This is a genomic window from Pseudarthrobacter sp. efr-133-R2A-89 (assembly GCF_030209315.1).
Taxonomy (GTDB): domain Bacteria; phylum Actinomycetota; class Actinomycetes; order Actinomycetales; family Micrococcaceae; genus Arthrobacter.
In genome coordinates this window covers 84,377-100,975 of record NZ_JARVSE010000013.1, presented here as the reverse complement: position 1 = coordinate 100,975, position 16,599 = coordinate 84,377, and the positions used below count along the sequence as shown (strand labels likewise).

The window sequence follows — 16,599 nt, the reverse complement described above, 5'->3', positions numbered from 1 at the left end:
GTTTCCTTGCGTGGATGGTGTGGAGCGCTCAGTCGAGCAGGTCGTCGGCCTTGTTCTTGAACCGCCTGGTGGCGAACATCATCGCCGCCGCCACGAACGGCAGGACGCCCAGGGCGTAGACGCCCATGGAACCCGTTGGCGACTGGGTGGCCTCATTAACAGCGGTACGCAGGATGGGTGCCACGAAGCCGCCCAGGTTGCCCAGGGAGTTGATCAGTCCGATACCTGCGGCGGCAGCGGACCCGGCAAGGAACGCGGTGGGATAGGACCACACCACCGGGCCCACGGCCAGGAAGCTGCAGACAGCCAGGGTTATGAAGATCATGCCCAGGACGGGCTGGTGGTTGGTACCTGCCCAGGCCGACCCGAAGATGCACAGGCCGGTGGAGACGAACAGGATGGTGCCGAACTTGCGGCGCTTGGCCACCGTGTCTGCGGCCTTGCCGATGAAGTAGCAGGAGAAGATGCCGAAGAACCACGGGACGGCGATGAGCAGGCCGACGGCGAGGCCCACCTTCTGTCCGGTCAGCGAGGACACCTGCTGCGGCAGGAAGAACGTCACGCCGTACACTGCGACCTGCAGGCAGAAATAGATCACGGTGAAGTACCAGACGCGGCCGTTGCGCATGGCGGCGAGGATGCCGCGGGGCCCGGTCTCGTCCTTGATGGTGTCTTCAAGTGCCATGACCTCCTTCAGCGCATACTTTTCCTCGCGGCTGAGGAACTTGGCCTTTTCCGGGCCATTGATCAGGAAGAAGAAGGCCGCAATGCCGGCCAGGACGGCCAGCAGGCCTTCGACGAAGAACATGACCTGCCAGCCGCGCAGGCCCGGCACCTGGTCGCCAATGTTGATCAGCCAGCCCGAAAGCGGGTTGCCGATCATCTGGGAGAACGGCTGGGCCAGGTAGAAGATGGCGAACATCTGGACCCGGACCTTGTTGGGGAACCACTCGGCGAGGTACATGATGACGCCGGGGAACAGCCCGGCCTCGGTGACGCCCAGGAGGAAACGCAGGATCACGAACGAGGTCTCGCCCTGCACGAACGCGAAACACGCGGAAACAATGCCCCAGGTGATGGCGATGCGCGCCAGCCAAACCTTGGCGCCAACCTTCTTGAGCAGCAGGTTGCTGGGGATTTCGAAGATGGCGTAGCCAATGAAGAAGATGCCGGCACCGAGGGCGAAGGCCGCGGCGGACACCCCCTTGTCTGCTCCCAGGGCCGCCTCGGCAAAGCCGACGTTGGTGCGGTCAAGGAATGACACGACGTACAGGATGACCAGCATCGGCATGAGCCTGCGGGCCGCCTTGGAAATCGCGGACTTCAGGACCGGCCTGGCCAGGAGTTCCTTGGATGTTGCGGTGGTTTCAGACACAGCACTCTCCTTCGAGTGGGTGACGGTAATGGGCCTGCGGGCCGGCGGCCCGCAGGGCTTGGTGGTGGCGGCAAGGTGCCGTCAGTGCATGTACAGGCCGCCGTCCACGTTCAGCGTCTGGCCGGAGATGTACCCGGCGTCCTCACCGATCAGGAAGGCGATGGCTGCCGCAACATCCCGAGTGGTGCCTACCCGGTTCACCACGAGGTCCTTGACCAGTTCATCCTTGCGTTCCTCGCTGAGGGTGCCGCCCATGATGTCGGTGTCGATCGGACCGGGCGAAATCGCGTTGACGGTGATGTCGTACTCCCCCAGTTCCCGGGCGGTGGCGCGGGTCAGTCCGATGACGCCGGCCTTGGCCACCGAGTAAGGGGTCTTGCTGAAGGTTCCGCCGCCGCGCTGGGCGGAGACGGACGAGATGTTGACGATCCGCCCCAGCCGGTTCCTGGCCATCGATTCGGCGGCCCGGCGGGTCGCATAGTGCACGCCGTTCATGTTGATGTTGAGCACCCGGTCCCACTCGGCGCCGTCGAGTTCGAGATAGGGAACCGGGGAGCTGACTCCGGCGATGTTCGTCAGGGCCACCAGCTGGGGCAGTTCGGCCTCGATCTCGTCGATGGCAGCGCGCACTGAGGCTTCGTCGCCAATGTTGGCGCCGGCGCCGTGGGCCTGGACGCCGTGCTTCGCCGCCAGCTCTTTGGCGAGTGCCTTGCTGGCGGCATCGTCAAGGTCGATCACGCCGATGTTCCAGCCGCGCTCGGCCAGGTACTCCGCGGTGGCACGGCCGATGCCGCGCTCCGACACGGCTCCGGTGACGATCACCGTGCGTTCTGTGGGAAATGAAGTCATGGTCGTTCCTTCGTGTGGGGTGGACGGGCGGCTTAGGAAAGCGGTGCCGGGCCCAGTTCCTCGATGAGCTTCTGCATGGCGACATACGCCTTGTTCCGGTAGGCAACCAGGGCGGCGGTCCGGTCTGCGGGGACGTCCAGGAAGCCGGACCCGGTCTTGGTGCCCAACTGCCCGGCGTCGACCTTTTCCTGCAGGATCGCCGGGGTGGCGAACCGCTCCGGGAACCCCGTCTGGAGGGACTTGTAGCAGAATGCGTACACGTCCAGGCCGGCCATGTCGGCGATGGCGAACGGCCCGAAGAACGGCAGCCGGAAGCCGAAGGTGGTGCGTACCAGAGTGTCCACGTCCTCCGCGGTGGCAATGCCTTCCTCCACCACCTGGGCTGCCTCATGGAACAGGGCATACTGGAGCCGGTTCAGCACGAAGCCGGTAACGTCCTTGACGGTGGCTGTTTCCTTGCCGGTCTCCCCCACGATGGCACGGGCTGCCTGGACGGTGGCCTCTGAGGTGCCCTCGTGCGGAATGACTTCCACACCGGGGATGAAGGGAGCCGGATTTGAGAAGTGGACGCCCAGGAAGCGCTCCGGGTTGTCCACTACCTCGGCCAGTTTGGCGATGGAGATGGTGGACGTGTTGGAACCGATGATGGCGTCCGGGCGGGCTGCGGCGCTGATCCGGCCCAGGGTGGCGTGCTTGATCTCCAGGACCTCCGGCACGGCTTCCTCGATGTACTCGGCGCCGGCCACGGCCTCCTCGATGTCTTTGGCGGCCCAGAGGTTTTCCTTGAGCTTTTCGGTGGCGCCGGCGGGGAACAGCCCGGCTGCGACGAATTCGTCGGATTCCTTCAGCAGCCGTTCGTAGTTGCTTTGCGCGATGTCGGCGGAGACGTCGGCCAAGGCAACCCGGGCCCCGGCAAGGGCCAGGACCTGGGCGATCCCGCCGCCCATGTAGCCTGAGCCGACGACGGCGATGTTGCGAGTGCTCATTTGTCCTCTTGTCCTTCCGACGCGTCCTCGTAGGAGGAGATGGCGTCTACTTTGGCCGCGGATGCGGAATTTTCGTCGAAGCGGTGGTCCAGCCACTCGCCCACGAGTTTCTTGGCCAGTTCCAGGCCGATGACGCGCTGGCCCATGGTCAGGACCTGCGCGTTGTTGGAGAGTACGGACCGTTCCACCGAGTAGCTGTCGTGGGCGGTAACGGCCCGGATGCCCGGCACCTTGTTGGCTGAGATGGCGACGCCCAGGCCGGTTCCGCAGATCAGGAGGGCACGGTCCGCCTCACCGGCCGCTACCTTGCGGGCAGCAGCGACGGCCAGGTGCGGGTAGGCGGTGGTGTCATCGGCGCCAACGCCCACGTCCTCCACCGAGGCGACGCGCGGGTCCGCTTCCAACAGTTCGCGCAGGGCATTCTTGTATTCCACGCCGGCCTCGTCATTGCCGACGACAATGCGCCAGCCGGGTTTGGTGTTCTCGGTCATGCGTTTCTCCTTAGTGGCTTTCAACGGTGGCGGCGTAGTCGGCCACCCTGCGGGCAATGAGGCCGAAGGAGACCGCGCCCGGGTCCGGGTGGCCGAGGCTCTTCTCGGCCAGCGGCCGGGCCCTGCCCTTCTTCGGGCTGAGGCCTGCGGTCTCGTCAGCGGCTTTTGCTGCCGCCTCCGCTGCCGCACTGAGGCTTGCGGCCAGGCTGTCGCCGTCGTCTATTGCCTTGGCAAAGGTCTCGGCGAACGGAAGCAGCGCATCCACCATGGTCTTGTCCCCGGGTTCCGCCTTGCCCAGGGTGATGATGGCGTCGCGGAGGGCGTTGACGGCCGCGGTCGCGTCGGCGGCGGTGTAGGCGTCCTTGCTGCCCAGGGTCCTGCCGACGGCGGTGACGGCCGCGCCCCAGAGGGCCCCGGAGGTACCCCCGGCCCGCTCGGCCCACTGCTCCCCTGCCGCCGCAAGGACTTCCTCCAGGCCGGCGCCGCCGGCGTGGGATTGCTCCGCGGCGGCTACGGCAGCGTCCACGCCGCGCCGCATGCCGATGCCGTGGTCGCCGTCCCCGGCGATGGCGTCCAGCTTTCCCAGGGCGTCTTCGTGTTCGACGACGACGGCGCGCGCCTCCTTCAGCGCGTCAACCGCGGTGGCGGCCAGGGCGGTTGACGCCGGAGTGGCTGCCAGCGCCGTGATGGTTGCCGCCTCGGCCAGGGATTCGACGGCGCGGGCGCGGCGGGGTGCCAGGTTGCCTTTGCGGAAGGCCGGCGTGTCGGCGGGGGCGGCCCAGAACTTCTCCAGTTCGGCGTCCAGCCAGAACAGCGTCAGGGACAGGCCGGACATGTCGAGGCTGGTGACCAGCTCACCGCACTCGGGCTCGATGATCTCCAGTCCGGCCGCGGTGAGCAGGGCTTCGATCCGGCCGAACAGCAGGAAGAGTTCGTCGTACTTCACGGTCCCCAGGCCGTTGAGGAGGGGCACTACCCGGCGGCCGGCGGTTGCGGGCTTGTCTTTCAGCAGGCCGTCCACCAGCAGCTTGGCCAATTCACTGGCGGTGGGAAGCGGCTGCTCGGAGATGCCGGGTTCGCCGTGGATGCCCAGTCCCACCGACATCATGCCTTCCGGCACGGTGAAGAGGGGCTCTGCTGCTCCGGGAAGGGTGCATCCCGCGAACGCCACGCCCAAGGAGCGGGTGTGGTGGTTCGCCTTGGTGGCAAGCCGCTCCACCTCGTCGAGGTCCAGTCCCGCTTCTGCCGCAGCGCCGGCAACCTTGAAGACCGTGAGGTCGCCGGCGATGCCGCGGCGCTTGCCGATCTCTTCGGCCGGTGCGCTGGCGATGTCGTCGGTGACCAGCACGGTCCGGGTCTGGATGCCTTCGGCGTTCAGCTTGTCCTGGGCCTGGCCGAAGTGGAGGACGTCGCCGGCGTAGTTGCCGTAGCTGAGGAGGACGCCGCCGCCGGTCTGGGCTGCCTTGGCAACGCGGTAGACCTGCCCCGCGGAGGGAGAGGCAAACATGTTGCCGCAGGCGCTTCCGGCGGCGAGCCCGGCCCCCACCAGGCCGGCGAAGGCGGGGTAGTGGCCGGAGCCGCCACCGATGACCACCGCCACCTGGCCCTCGGGAGTTTCGGTGGAACGGACAACACCGCCGTCAACACGCGCCACATACTGGCGGTTGGCGGCCACGAAACCGTCAAGGGCGTCGTCTGCGAACTGCGCTGGATCGTCAAATATTCTTGTCATGATTCCTCGTTGAACCCGTTGGATCGGTTGGGAAGCCTGCCGGCTAGCGTGCAGGGACTGCCGCGGGGGTTTGCCGGCCCTGCGCCACCAGGCTGGTGCCCAGGGCGTAGCCGTCGCGCTTGGGCAGGACCTGGCGCCGGAGGTACTCCTGGTTGGCGGCGGTGACGCTCAGGCCGTCGCCGCCGTAGTGCTCCGTGCAGATGATGCCCTGGAAGCCGACGGAGATGGCGAACTGGAACGCCTCGCGGTAGCTGATGAGGCCTGATTCCATGGGAGCCGGCATGGCGACGTACTGGTTGCGGGCCTGGTTTTCATCGCGGATGTAGTTCTTGACGTGCCAGTAGTTGGAGTACGGCAGGGTCTTGTGCACCAGCTCCCGCCAGTCTTCGATGGGGCGGTGCAGGCGGATCAGGTTACCCAGGTCCGGGTTCAGCCCTACGTTGGGCAGGTCGATGTCCTGGACCAGCTGCACGGAGGAATCGCCGGTGCCCAGGTACGTGTCCTCGTACATCTCCAGCGACACCAGGAGGCCAAGGTCGGCGGCGTGCTTGCCCACTTCGCGGATGCGGGTGACGGCGTTGTTCCAGCATTCCTTGTCACCCACCGGGTCCTTGTGGCCCTCGACGGTCCAGAACCACAGTTGCTTCCGCTGCTCGGGGGTGATGGCCTGGTGCAGCCCGATCGAGACCACCTCGCAGCCAAGCTGTGCTGCGGCGTCGAGCGTGCGGTGGGTGTAGGCAAGGTTTTCTTCCCAGTTGCCTTCCTCGATCACGCTGCGGCGGATGGCCGAGATGGAGGGAAGTCCGAGGCCGGCGGCCGTGGCAGCGGCTTTCAGCTCGTCCAGCCGGGCGCTGGAAAGGTCGCCGGGGCGGACCCAGCTGTCGGTGAGGTCGGCATTGGTGAAACCGGCGTCGGCGACTTCTTCGAAGACCTGCTGCCAGTCTCCGGCAGGGGCGTCCTGGACGGCGGTTCCGTCCGGCCGGGTTCCGGGGAACTGCAGCAGGGCAGCGGCGATGGGCCAGTTTTCAGCGGTGTACGGCATTGTCACTCCAGATCATGAATCGCATTTCCTATAGGATCTATGCTGTTCGACGACATTGTCAAGGGGTCTTGTGGAGGCCAATGGGCCATGAGGTGGCGACCGGGGGCCGCGGGGCCGCCAGGACAGCGCCGGGCGGTGCTGCTAGTTCCGCACTTCGCTGTCGTGTTGCGAGCGCTGCTTGACGCCTTCGATGTGGTCGATCATCTTCTGCCGGGCAAGCTCGGCGTCGCCGGCTTCAAAGGCTTTCAGGATCTCCGTGTGCTCGGCAATGGCGTAGTCGGCGTCCGTGACGCCCAGGCCCCCGAAGAAACGGAAACGCTGCACCTGGCCACCAAGGGCGTTGTACGCGGACAGCAGGAACTGGTTGTTCGCCGATTCGGCGATCATGCGGTGGAAGCGTTCGTCCGCTTCCCAATAAGCGCGGAACTCGGCGAACGATGGGCCGCGGGGCGCCGCTTTGAGGTCCTCGATGGCCTGCTGGAGCCGCCCGGTGAGTTCCTGGTCCGCGTGCTTGCAGGCCATGAAGGCATTGGCCGGTTCGATCACCAGCCGCGCGTCCATCAGGTCTGCAAGCTCTTCCGGAGAGAACAGGGGCGCCACCCGGTATCCGCGCAGGGCCATCCGCCGGACCATACCGGTGGCTTCCAGCCGCGCGAGCGCCTCACGGACCGGGGTCGGGGAAACGTCCAGTTCCCGGGCCATGCCATCAATGCTGACGGGGGTACCGGCTTCCAGCCGGCCGTCCATCAAGGCACCCAGGAGCGCCTCGTAAACGTGGTCGGCGAGGACCTGCCTGCTGACGCCGCCCGAGGCCTGGTTTTTGGTTGCCATGTAGAAATCCTATAGCCGGTGAACTGGCGGGAACGCTGCGGAGCCGGGTGTCCCCGGGCACACCCACGCCGGTACCGTGCGGCCGCCACGCCGCACGGCACCAGTCCCGGCTGCGCGGTCAGGAGACCTGCAGGCCGCCGTTGATGTCGTAGGTGGCCGCAGTGATGTAACCGGCGTCCTCGCCCAGGAGGAAGGCGATCAGGGCACCCACTTCTTCCCTGGTTCCCACCCGGCCCATCATGATGCCCTCCGACATTTGGGCTTTCCGCTCGTCGGTCAGCGTGCCGCCCATGATGTCCGTGTCGATCGGGCCCGGCGCGATCGCGTTCACGGTGATGTTGTGCTCGCCCACTTCCCGGGCCAGGGCACGGGTGAAGCCCAGGATTCCTGCTTTGGAGGCACTGTATGCCACTTTGGAGTAGGTGCCGCCGCCGCGCTGGGCGGAGATGGAGGAGATGCTGACGATCCTGCCCAGTCCGCGTTCGATCATGCCTTTGAGGACGCGCTGGGACACGATGAACGTGCCGCGCATGTTGATGGCGAAGACCTTGTCCCATTCCGCCACGGTGGTCTCCATGAAGGGGGTGGGCGAACTGATTCCGGCCAGGTTGACCAGTCCCACGATAGGCGGAAGGGCCTGCTCGATCTCCGTGATGGCCTGGTCCACGGATGCTTCGTCCGACACGTCGGCTCCCACGCCGATCGCTTTGACCGCCTGGCTGGAACCGATTTCGGCGGCTGCCGCCTGGGCGTCCTCGGCATTGATATCCAGGATCGCGATGGACCAGCCCTCGCTGGCCAGCCGGTCAGCCGTGGCTCGGCCGATGCCGCGCGCCGACGCCGCACCGGTCAGGACGGCGGTGCGCTCCGCGGGGAAGATGTGCTGTGTGGTCATGGGGGTCTCCTAGTGGGTTTCGGGGGCAGGCACGGTGGCTCCGGGGGCGGAGGCACCTTCGGGCCGCTTGCGTGCGTAGAGGTAGGTGGCGGCGGCGGTCACGGCCAGGCAGGCGGCCAGGAACACCAGGCCGGTCTGGCTGTTCCCCGTGGCGTCCTTGAGGATGCCCACGATGTAGGGGGCCACGAAGCCGCCCAGGTTGCCAAGGGAGTTGACCATGGCAAGGCCCGCTGCGGCCGCAGCGCCGGTGAGGGCGGCCGACGGCATGGCCAGGAAGGGTGCGATCGCCGAGTAGATCCCCATGGCCGCGAGCGTCAGGAAGACCATGGCCAGCACGGCATTGACCGGGAGCAGGTACCCGGCGCCCAGGAGGCCGACGGCGGCGAGCACCATGCTCATGCTGGCGTGCCACACACGGTTGCCGGTGCGGTCGGACCGCTTGCTCCAGAAGTAGACGAACACCGCTGCGATGGCGTACGGGATGAAGACGATGAATCCCACCTGGGTGGAGTCGAACGTACCAAGCGCCTTGACGATGGTGGGCAGCCAGAGCCCCAGGCCATAGATGCCGCAGACCAGGCCAAAGTACAGCGCCGAGTAGGCGATGGTGCGCGGGTCCTTCAAGCCGGCCAGGAAGTTGTGGTTGCCGGACTTCTGCTTGTCCGCCAGTTCCGCGGCCATGGTCGTAGAGAGCCATTCGCGCTCCTCCGGCTTGAGCCACTTGGCGTGTTCCGGGCGGTCCGTCATGACGAAGGGCGTGATGATGCCCAGGATGATGGCGGGGATGCCTTCAAGGATGTAGATCCACTGCCAGCCGTGCAGGCCCGCGACGCCTTCCAGGTTCAGGAGCATGCCGGAGACGGGAGCACCGAGGGCGTTGGAGATGGGCTGGGCCAGGATGAAGATGCCAAGCACAGTCACGCGCTGCGCCGCGGGGAACCACAGGGTCAGGTAGAAGAGGATGGCCGGGAAGAAGCCGGCCTCGGCCGCTCCAAGCAGGAAGCGGATCACGTAGAAAGTGGCTTCGCCGTTGACCAGGAACATGGCCGTGGCGAAGATGCCCCAGCTGATCAGGATGCGGGCAATCCACTTGCGGGCACCGTAGCGGTACATGCCGCCGTTGCTGGGGATTTCCAGCAGGGCGTAGCCCAGGAAGAAGATGCCGGCACCCAGGCCATAGGCAGCCTCGGTGAGGCCGATGTCGCCCTGCATGCCAAGCTTGGCGAAGCCGACGTTGTTCCGGTCGAGGTAGGCGATGAAGTACAGAAGGACGATCAGGGGCATCAGCCGCCGACGGACCTTGCGGAGGGTGGTTTCGCCCAGTTCGCTGAGTGCGGGGGCGGCGGTACGGGAGCTCATCGCTGGCCTCCCGCAGTGGCGTGGGGACCTTCAAGAGGGGAATGCGCGCACATAACGACTCCTTTGGCTGGCGGCATTTCGGGGGATTTTGATATCAGATGTCTGATGTCTGACTGAGATTCTAGCCACAGGCGGATGTGGGCGTCAACACATGCAGGAGGCTGCCCGCGGGCGGCAGGAAGAATCGCGTCCGGACGCGCAAAACCGGGTTTGCACCCGGCAGTGGCTAGCCGGCCGCGGCGTCGTTTCGGCTTGAGACGGCGAGGAAGTTCTCGTAGTCCTCGAAGGTCTGGGTGATGTGGGCGTCCATCGTGGAGCGCGCCGTGGCAGGATCGCCCGCAGCGATGGCTGCAAGGACCATCTTGTGGTGGTGGATGGCGTGGCGCTGCACGTCGGGGAAGGCTGAAGTTTCGCGGCGCATGGCATACAACAGGGTGGAAAGCTGGCCCAGCAGGGCAGGGACAAACGGGTTGCCGGACGCCCGCAGCACTGTGTCATGGAACGCGATGTCGGCAACGGTCAGGGCATCGACGTCTCCGGCATTGTGCGCCGCTTCCATCTGCTCCACGCTCTCCCGCAGGGCAGCAAGGTCAGCCGGGCGATGGCGGGAGGCAGCGAGTTCGGCCGCCCCGGTCTCCACCATCCGGCGGACCTCGAGCAGGCGAAGGGCCACCTGGTCGGAGGCTACTCCCCTGGAGGCCGCCTGCATGATCGCGTCCATGCCGGTCCAGCGTTCGGGCGGGTTGACGAATGTGCCGAGGCCGCGCTTGACGTACACCACGTTCTGGGCCTTCAGCACTTTCATGGCCTCCCGGGCCGTCAGCCTGCTGACCCCGGATTCCTTGGCGATGTCCGCCTCCGGCGGCAGGGCGTCGTCGGCCTTGATCTCTCCGCTAAGAATGTGCTCAAGGACCTTGTCCACGACGACGTCAACCAGCGTGCGCCGCGTCTCTGCCATCCTGCTCCCCTGCCTGGGCACCGTGACCCCTCTTGCCCTTCAACCCTACTCGACGCAGGCAGCGCAGCGACGTCGGTTACACGACCCGCTTAAACGCCGAACGCGGGGCCACTGCCAGTCCGCCCCATCTGATGGGGCGGGCCGGGAGTGGCCCCGCGCTGAGTGCAGGGCCCCCTAGAGGGCTGCGAAAACCTCGCGCAGCAGCTTGGCGGTCTCGGACGGCGTCTTGCCGACCTTCACGCCTGCGGCCTCGAGGGCTTCCTTCTTGGCCTGGGCGGTACCGGCGGAACCGGAGACGATGGCGCCTGCGTGGCCCATGGTCTTGCCTTCGGGAGCCGTGAATCCGGCCACGTAGCCAACAACCGGCTTGGTGACGTTGGCCTTGATGAAGTCGGCAGCACGCTCTTCGGCGTCGCCGCCGATTTCACCGATCATCACGATGGCCTTGGTCTCCGGGTCAGCCTCGAAGGCTGCCAGGGCGTCAATGTGGGTGGTGCCGATGATGGGGTCGCCGCCGATGCCGATGGCGGTGGAGAAGCCCAGGTCGCGCAGTTCGTACATCATCTGGTAGGTCAGGGTGCCGGACTTGGAGACCAGGCCGATCGGGCCCTTGCCGGTGATGTTGGCGGGGGTGATGCCCACCAGTGCTTCGCCGGGAGTGATGATGCCGGGGCAGTTCGGGCCGATGATGCGGGTGACCTGGTTGCCGTCGGCGTCCACCTTCGACTGTGCCAGCGCCCAGAATTCGGCGGAGTCCTGGACCGGAACGCCTTCGGTGATGACCACGACCAGGCCGATGCCTGCCTCGATGGCTTCGACGACCGCGTTCTTGGTGAAGGCCGGCGGCACGAAGACGATGGAGACGTCGGCGCCGGTTTCAGCCATGGCTTCCTTGACGGTGCCGTAGACGTTGATTTCCTTGTCGCCGTGCAGGACCGTGGTGCCGGCCTTGCGGGCGTTGACGCCGCCAACAATGTTGGTGCCTGCCTTGAGCATCAGGGCGGTGTGCTTGGTGCCTTCGCCGCCGGTGATGCCCTGGACGATGACCTTGGAATCCTTGTTGAGGTAGATAGACATGGTGCGTCCCTTACTTAGCTGCGTTGGCGAGCTCGGCGGCCTTGTCGGCGCCCTCGTCCATGGTGGCGGCCAGGGTTACCAGCGGGTGGTTGGCCTCGGTGAGGATGCGGCGGCCTTCCTCGACGTTGTTGCCGTCAAGGCGGACTACCAGCGGCTTGTTGGCGGAGTGGCCCAGCTCGGCCAGCGCGCCAACGATGCCCTTGGCGACGGCGTCGCAGGCGGTGATGCCGCCGAAGACGTTGACGAACACGGACTTGACCTGCTCGTCGCCCAGGATGACGTCCAGGCCGGCGGCCATGACCTCGGCGGAGGCTCCGCCGCCGATGTCCAGGAAGTTGGCGGGCTTGACGTTGCCGTGGTTTTCGCCGGCATAGGCAACGACATCCAGGGTGGACATGACCAGGCCTGCACCGTTGCCGATGATGCCAACTTCGCCGTCGAGCTTGACGTAGTTGAGGTCCTGCGCCTTTGCCTTGGCCTCAAGGGGGTCTGCAGCATCCTTGTCTTCGAGCTGCGCGTGCTTGGCGTGCCGGAAGTCGGCGTTCTCGTCGAGGGAGACTTTGCCGTCCAGGGCGACGATGTCGCCGGCGCCGGTCTTGACGAGCGGGTTGACTTCCACCAGGGTGGCGTCTTCCTTCTTGAAGACATCCCAGAGCTTGAGGATCACGGCGGCGACCTTGCCGCGCAGTTCCTCGGCGAAGCCTGCGGCTGCGACGATTTCGTCGGCCTTGGCCTGGTCGATGCCCACGGCGGGGTCGATGGCGATCTTGGCCAGCGCTTCGGGGCGTTCGACGGCGAGCTGCTCGATTTCCATGCCGCCTTCAACCGAGCACATGGCCAGGTAGTTGCGGTTGGCCCGGTCCAGCAGGACGGAGAAGTAGTATTCCTCGGCGATGTCTGCACCCTGGGCGATCATCACCTTGTTAACGGTGTGGCCCTTGATGTCCATGCCCAGGATGTTGGTGGCGTGCTCAAGCGCCTCGTCGGCAGACTTCGCGACCTTGACGCCGCCGGCCTTGCCGCGACCGCCAACCTTGACCTGTGCCTTGACAACAGTCACGCCGCCGATCTTCTCGGCAGCTGCCTTTGCTTCTTCTGGGGTGTACGCCACGATGCCGGCAAGCACGGGTACACCGTGCGCCTCGAACATATCGCGCGCCTGGTATTCAAACAGGTCCACGGTTTAGTGTCCTTCTACGTCGAAGTAGTTTCTGTACAGTCGGACACCATCGGAAGGACGATGACCGGGCTGCGGATTGCACGCACCGGCGGCCTGTCTGGAAACGAGCCACGCGGCGTAATGCTCCATGGGGAACTCTAGTCCTTTGGAGCGGCCGGGCCGTCCCAGACTACCTCTTATGTGAGTAAGCACACTATTCTATGGGGCGTAGAAAAACCGCGGATTTACGGGGTTTTTGAGGCCCCTGCCTGCGGCGGTGCGGTGCTTTTGTCCGGTCCGGGAATCAGCTCGTAACGTTCAGTTGAAACGAAGAATCCGACGCCGGCGGAGACGTTTCCGCACGCCACACCGCCGTTGTAGGCCGAACAGCGCAGTCCGTTGCGCTCCAGGTTCTGCCCGTCGGCAAGCACAGGCAGCTGGGCCAGCGGCCCTGCCTTGTTTCCCTTGGGCCCGTAGGTTGCCTCCATGGTCGTGACGCCGGAACGGCACTCGCCGTAGCGTGCACTGTCCGGCGCAAGCAGGGCTGTGCCGCCGAGGTAGCCCAGGTGGGTTCCTGCGCAGTCGTCCTTGATATCGGCGGCTTTCGGCGCCGGATAGGCGGCCAATTCACAGTGGGCCACGGGGACGATGGGCAGCTTGTTGTTGGCCGCATCGCTGTAGCTGTTCTGCTCGTACGGCAGGTTCAGGTGATCTCCGCGTGCGGAGGTCAACGAGCAGGCGACGGTCCGGTCCGCGGTAATGAAGGAGAGGACATCGCCGCCGCTGGAGAACTGCTTCGCGTCGGCCAGCGGCGCGTTCGCCAGCTGCTCCATCGGCGGCCGCGGTGGCGGCGGGACATAGGAAGGGTCGCTGGTCGTCACCGAGCATCCGGTGCCGGCCATCAGGAAAAGGGCGGCGAGCATCCCCCATACAGTCCGTCGCATGGCCTCCATTATGCCCCGCCGCCGGCAGACGGGGCGCGCTCAGCTGCCTGATGTTGCAGGCACCGCGGAGAGCAGGTCCCGGTATCGCCGGGAATGCGCCGCCAGTTCTTCCGGCGTCGCCCCATGCGCCCCGTGCAGGACCAGGGGCTCGGCCATGTCCAGCCCGCAGAGGTGTGCGGTGGCTTCCAGGGGCCGCAGCAGCTCGGCCATGGTGAAGCGGTTGTGGCCGGCTGGCGAGTACGAGGATTCCGGTCCGCCGGTTGAGGTGACAAGCTGCAGGCGCTTCCCGTGCAGCGCGTCCCCACCGGCGCCGTAGGCAAAACCGCGGGTGAGCACCTGGTCCATCCATTCCTTCAGCAGCCCGGGAACGGAATACCAGTGCCAGGGAAACTGCAGCACGATGGTGTCGTGTTCCCGCAGGTACCGCTGTTCCAGTTCGGCGTCCACGCGACGGTCAGGGTAGAGGGCCGCCAGGTCCCGGACCGTGACACCATCAAGGTCCCCGATGGAGGCGGTGAGGTGTGCGGCGACCCGGGATCCTGACAAATCGGGGTGGGCCACGATGACAAGTGTGCGTTGGTTGGTCATGGAGTGTTCGTATGTCCTTCCAGTGCAGCTTCGGGTTCCGGCGCCAGGGGCCTAGTCATTGGTCAGGACCACGCGGAAGCGCGCCCGGCCGGACATCATCCGGTTGAAACCCTCGGCTGCCTGCACGAGCGGGTAGGTTTCGATCAGGGGGCGCACCCCGGTCATCGCCGCAAAGCGAAGCGCGTCCTCGGAGTCTTTTGCCGTCCCGGAGGCATGTCCGCCGATCGAGCGGCTGCCGCCCACGAGGAGGCCGGCGTTAACCGGGACTGGTTCGTGCGGGACGCCAAGGACCACGAGCCGGCCACGGGCCGCGAGTCCCGGAACGGCGGCAGACATCGCATGGGAGTCGGTGACGGTGGCGAGGACGACGGCGGCACCGCCGAGGCCCCTCAGTTCCGCGGCGACGTCGGAACTGAGGCTGTCAATGTAGTGGTGGGCGCCGAGGTCACGGGCAAACGGTTCCTTTTCGGCGCCGCGCGCAATGGCGACGGTTTCGAATCCCATCTTGGCCGCGAACTGGACACCGAGGTGGCCGAGGCCCCCCACCCCAAGGACGGCAACCAGGTCTCCCGGCCGGGCACCGCTGTGGCGCAAGCCGTTGAAGGTGGTGACGCCTGCGCACATCAACGGTGCGGCTTCCGCAAGCGTTAGTGCGTCGGGAACGGCAGCGAGGGCATCAGCCGGGGCGACGACGTACTCTGCATAGCCGCCGTCAGCGGTCAGCCCGGTGATCTTTCCGGCCTCGCAGGAGATGAAATCCCCGCGCCGGCATGGGTCGCACTGAAAGCACGCCCCGCCAAACCATCCGACGCCCACGCGCTGGCCGGGCGCCCACCGGGTCACGCCGTCGCCCAGCAGCTCAACGGTTCCGTCCTTTCAGCGGACGATCTTGAAGTTGAAGGCAGGCGTTCCGAGGGCGCCCCACAGGCGGAGCCAGACGGGCAGCAGCATTTCGGTTCCGCGTGCCGTGGTGATGTCTCCGAGGTCGATGATGTCCTGGTGGCCGAAGTCCTTCAGGAGTCCGGTGACCACGGCCTTGGCTTCGGCATCGTTGCCGGAGACGAAGACAGAGCCGGGGTCGGACAGCTGACCGGGGTAGGCCATCAGGTCCGCATTCATGGTGTTGAGGGCCTTGACGACGCGGGCTGCGGGGAAGGCCCGTTGGATTTGCTCCGCCAGGGAGTCGGTGTCCTTGACAAAAAGGGTGGGGGGCATGCCGTTGCTGAAGTCGAGCGGGTTGGCGATGTCCAGGACTACCGCACCGTCGAGGTTTGCGGCACCGACCTGCTCCAGCACCTCGAGCGATGCACCGCCGTTGGTTGCGTTGACAATCAGCCCGGCACCTTCCGCCGCGTCGGAGAAACGTGCCACCTTGATGGCCGGGTTCTCCGCAGCCCAGGTCCCAAAGGCAGGGTTGCCCATGGCGTCAGCTGCGGTCCGGGACATCGCGGCAGCGGGGTCGCGGGTGCCGACGGTGACGGAATGGCCGAGCTCCGCGAGGCGTGCGGCGATGGTCCGGCCAACCATTCCGGTTCCAAGTACTGCTGTCTTCATGGTGTTCTCCTGGTGATGGCGGCGCCGCCATTCAATGTGACGGATCGTTCACAAGTTTGTGACGGATCGTTCCGTCTGTCAAACTGGGTCGGTCGGTATTGGAGCACACTGGAGGAGAATTGTGGCGCGCAGGACGGCTGAGGAAAACCGGCGCAACGTACTTGGGGTGGCCACGCGGCTGTTCTACGCGCACGGCATACGGGCGGTGGGCATGGACACCGTGGTCAAGGAGTGCGGGGTGGGCAACGCGACCGTCTACCGCCAGTTCCCCACCAAGGACGCCCTGGCCACGGCTTATGTCCAGGGCCGGGCAGACGCCTGGTTCGAGCGCATGCGTGAGGCTGCCGGCGGGCAAGGATCGCCGCAGGACAAGCTCATTGCCGTGTTCGAAATACTGGCCTCCGACTGCGCCGGAAGCAGCTACCGGGGGTGCCCCATGCTGAACACCAACACGGAGTTCCCCGACGGCGTGCACCCGGCCCACCTCGCCGCGGTCGCGCACAAGCAGCAGGTCCGCGACTGGTTCCACACCCTGGCGGCCGAGGCAGGGGCCGAGGACCCGGACCGGCTCGCCGAAGAACTCCTCATTGTCCTCAACGGCGCCTACGCCACGGCCGCGGTCCTGGACGGCGCCGTGTATGGATCGCGTGCGGTGGAGATGGCCCGCCGCCTGGTGGCCACGTCCTGCCCCGCACGCAGTTAACGCCGCAACGGCGGATGCTCAGGGCGGCAGCCCGGGCGTCCGCCTGCTCGTCCGCC

At 66.2% G+C, this 16,599-nt stretch carries 17 protein-coding genes; 1 reads left to right on the top strand and 16 read right to left on the bottom strand.

Annotated elements, in window-relative coordinates:
• Positions 1-28: 28 nt before the first annotated feature.
• The 16 genes from QRM95_RS19710 to QRM95_RS19635 form a co-directional block, all read right to left on the bottom strand.
• Entirely contained in the window at positions 29-1,375 is a 1,347-nt protein-coding gene (locus QRM95_RS19710; RefSeq protein ID WP_285249112.1) for an MFS transporter, read from the bottom strand.
• Positions 1,376-1,456: 81 nt separating this feature from the next.
• Positions 1,457-2,224, bottom strand: a complete 768-nt coding sequence (locus tag QRM95_RS19705) for an SDR family NAD(P)-dependent oxidoreductase (RefSeq protein WP_285249111.1) — start codon at positions 2,222-2,224, stop codon at positions 1,457-1,459.
• Between the two features lie 32 nt (positions 2,225-2,256).
• The gene (locus QRM95_RS19700; RefSeq protein WP_285249110.1) at positions 2,257-3,210 is read right to left on the bottom strand and encodes a 3-hydroxyacyl-CoA dehydrogenase family protein; all 954 of its coding nucleotides are present in this window, start codon (positions 3,208-3,210) and stop codon (positions 2,257-2,259) included.
• Positions 3,207-3,701 (bottom strand): ribose-5-phosphate isomerase, encoded by a 495-nt coding sequence (locus QRM95_RS19695; RefSeq protein ID WP_285249109.1) that lies wholly within the window; start codon positions 3,699-3,701, stop codon positions 3,207-3,209. The genes QRM95_RS19700 and QRM95_RS19695 overlap by 4 nt, the downstream gene beginning before the upstream one ends.
• Before the next feature lie 10 nt (positions 3,702-3,711).
• Positions 3,712-5,433: a dihydroxyacetone kinase subunit DhaL gene (gene dhaL, locus QRM95_RS19690; RefSeq protein ID WP_285249108.1), complete on the bottom strand. Its 1,722-nt coding sequence runs from the start codon at positions 5,431-5,433 to the stop codon at positions 3,712-3,714.
• Between the two features lie 43 nt (positions 5,434-5,476).
• On the bottom strand, positions 5,477-6,475 hold the full coding sequence (locus tag QRM95_RS19685; RefSeq protein ID WP_285249107.1) for a sugar phosphate isomerase/epimerase family protein: 999 nt from the start codon (positions 6,473-6,475) through the stop codon (positions 5,477-5,479).
• 141 nt (positions 6,476-6,616) lie between these two features.
• Positions 6,617-7,306 (bottom strand): GntR family transcriptional regulator, encoded by a 690-nt coding sequence (locus QRM95_RS19680; RefSeq protein WP_109863842.1) that lies wholly within the window; start codon positions 7,304-7,306, stop codon positions 6,617-6,619.
• A 118-nt stretch (positions 7,307-7,424) separates the two neighbouring features.
• Positions 7,425-8,201 carry an SDR family NAD(P)-dependent oxidoreductase gene (locus QRM95_RS19675; RefSeq protein ID WP_285249106.1) on the bottom strand — a complete coding sequence of 259 codons (777 nt, stop codon included), beginning with the start codon at positions 8,199-8,201 and terminating at the stop codon, positions 7,425-7,427.
• A gap of 9 nt (positions 8,202-8,210) precedes the next feature.
• Complete coding sequence (locus QRM95_RS19670; RefSeq protein WP_285249105.1) at positions 8,211-9,560, bottom strand: MFS transporter; 1,350 nt, start codon at positions 9,558-9,560, stop codon at positions 8,211-8,213.
• Between the two features lie 226 nt (positions 9,561-9,786).
• A complete protein-coding gene (locus QRM95_RS19665; protein WP_285249104.1) occupies positions 9,787-10,518 on the bottom strand; it encodes a FadR/GntR family transcriptional regulator in 732 nt (243 codons plus the stop codon).
• A gap of 174 nt (positions 10,519-10,692) precedes the next feature.
• Complete coding sequence (gene sucD, locus QRM95_RS19660) at positions 10,693-11,595, bottom strand: succinate--CoA ligase subunit alpha (RefSeq protein WP_018762176.1); 903 nt, start codon at positions 11,593-11,595, stop codon at positions 10,693-10,695.
• A gap of 10 nt (positions 11,596-11,605) precedes the next feature.
• Positions 11,606-12,775 carry an ADP-forming succinate--CoA ligase subunit beta gene (gene sucC / locus QRM95_RS19655; RefSeq protein ID WP_285249103.1) on the bottom strand — a complete coding sequence of 390 codons (1,170 nt, stop codon included), beginning with the start codon at positions 12,773-12,775 and terminating at the stop codon, positions 11,606-11,608.
• A gap of 224 nt (positions 12,776-12,999) precedes the next feature.
• Positions 13,000-13,677, bottom strand: a complete 678-nt coding sequence (locus QRM95_RS19650; protein WP_285249222.1) for a hypothetical protein — start codon at positions 13,675-13,677, stop codon at positions 13,000-13,002.
• A 60-nt stretch (positions 13,678-13,737) separates the two neighbouring features.
• Entirely contained in the window at positions 13,738-14,286 is a 549-nt protein-coding gene (locus QRM95_RS19645) for an NAD(P)H-dependent oxidoreductase (protein WP_285249102.1), read from the bottom strand.
• Between the two features lie 51 nt (positions 14,287-14,337).
• Positions 14,338-15,144 carry a zinc-binding dehydrogenase gene (locus QRM95_RS19640; protein ID WP_285249221.1) on the bottom strand — a complete coding sequence of 269 codons (807 nt, stop codon included), beginning with the start codon at positions 15,142-15,144 and terminating at the stop codon, positions 14,338-14,340.
• A gap of 18 nt (positions 15,145-15,162) precedes the next feature.
• Positions 15,163-15,840: an NADPH-dependent F420 reductase gene (locus QRM95_RS19635; protein ID WP_285249101.1), complete on the bottom strand. Its 678-nt coding sequence runs from the start codon at positions 15,838-15,840 to the stop codon at positions 15,163-15,165.
• A gap of 121 nt (positions 15,841-15,961) precedes the next feature.
• Here QRM95_RS19635 and QRM95_RS19630 point away from each other — a divergent pair, with 121 nt between their 5' ends.
• Entirely contained in the window at positions 15,962-16,543 is a 582-nt protein-coding gene (locus QRM95_RS19630; RefSeq protein ID WP_285249100.1) for a TetR/AcrR family transcriptional regulator, read from the top strand.
• Positions 16,544-16,599 lie beyond the last annotated feature (56 nt).

What these genes read in the sequence shown, in the direction of transcription:
- QRM95_RS19635 (WP_285249101.1), bottom strand. Translation starts at nt 15,840, where the DNA reads ATGAAGACAGCAGTACTTGGAACCGGAATGGTTGGCCGGACCATCGCC.
- QRM95_RS19645 (WP_285249102.1), bottom strand. Translation starts at nt 14,286, where the DNA reads ATGACCAACCAACGCACACTTGTCATCGTGGCCCACCCCGATTTGTCA.
- QRM95_RS19670 (WP_285249105.1), bottom strand. Translation starts at nt 9,560, where the DNA reads ATGAGCTCCCGTACCGCCGCCCCCGCACTCAGCGAACTGGGCGAAACC.
- QRM95_RS19650 (WP_285249222.1), bottom strand. Translation starts at nt 13,677, where the DNA reads ATGCTCGCCGCCCTTTTCCTGATGGCCGGCACCGGATGCTCGGTGACG.
- QRM95_RS19700 (WP_285249110.1), bottom strand. Translation starts at nt 3,210, where the DNA reads ATGAGCACTCGCAACATCGCCGTCGTCGGCTCAGGCTACATGGGCGGC.
- QRM95_RS19680 (WP_109863842.1), bottom strand. Translation starts at nt 7,306, where the DNA reads ATGGCAACCAAAAACCAGGCCTCGGGCGGCGTCAGCAGGCAGGTCCTC.
- sucD (WP_018762176.1), bottom strand. Translation starts at nt 11,595, where the DNA reads ATGTCTATCTACCTCAACAAGGATTCCAAGGTCATCGTCCAGGGCATC.
- dhaL (WP_285249108.1), bottom strand. Translation starts at nt 5,433, where the DNA reads ATGACAAGAATATTTGACGATCCAGCGCAGTTCGCAGACGACGCCCTT.
- QRM95_RS19705 (WP_285249111.1), bottom strand. Translation starts at nt 2,224, where the DNA reads ATGACTTCATTTCCCACAGAACGCACGGTGATCGTCACCGGAGCCGTG.
- QRM95_RS19685 (WP_285249107.1), bottom strand. Translation starts at nt 6,475, where the DNA reads ATGCCGTACACCGCTGAAAACTGGCCCATCGCCGCTGCCCTGCTGCAG.
- QRM95_RS19695 (WP_285249109.1), bottom strand. Translation starts at nt 3,701, where the DNA reads ATGACCGAGAACACCAAACCCGGCTGGCGCATTGTCGTCGGCAATGAC.
- QRM95_RS19665 (WP_285249104.1), bottom strand. Translation starts at nt 10,518, where the DNA reads ATGGCAGAGACGCGGCGCACGCTGGTTGACGTCGTCGTGGACAAGGTC.
- QRM95_RS19675 (WP_285249106.1), bottom strand. Translation starts at nt 8,201, where the DNA reads ATGACCACACAGCACATCTTCCCCGCGGAGCGCACCGCCGTCCTGACC.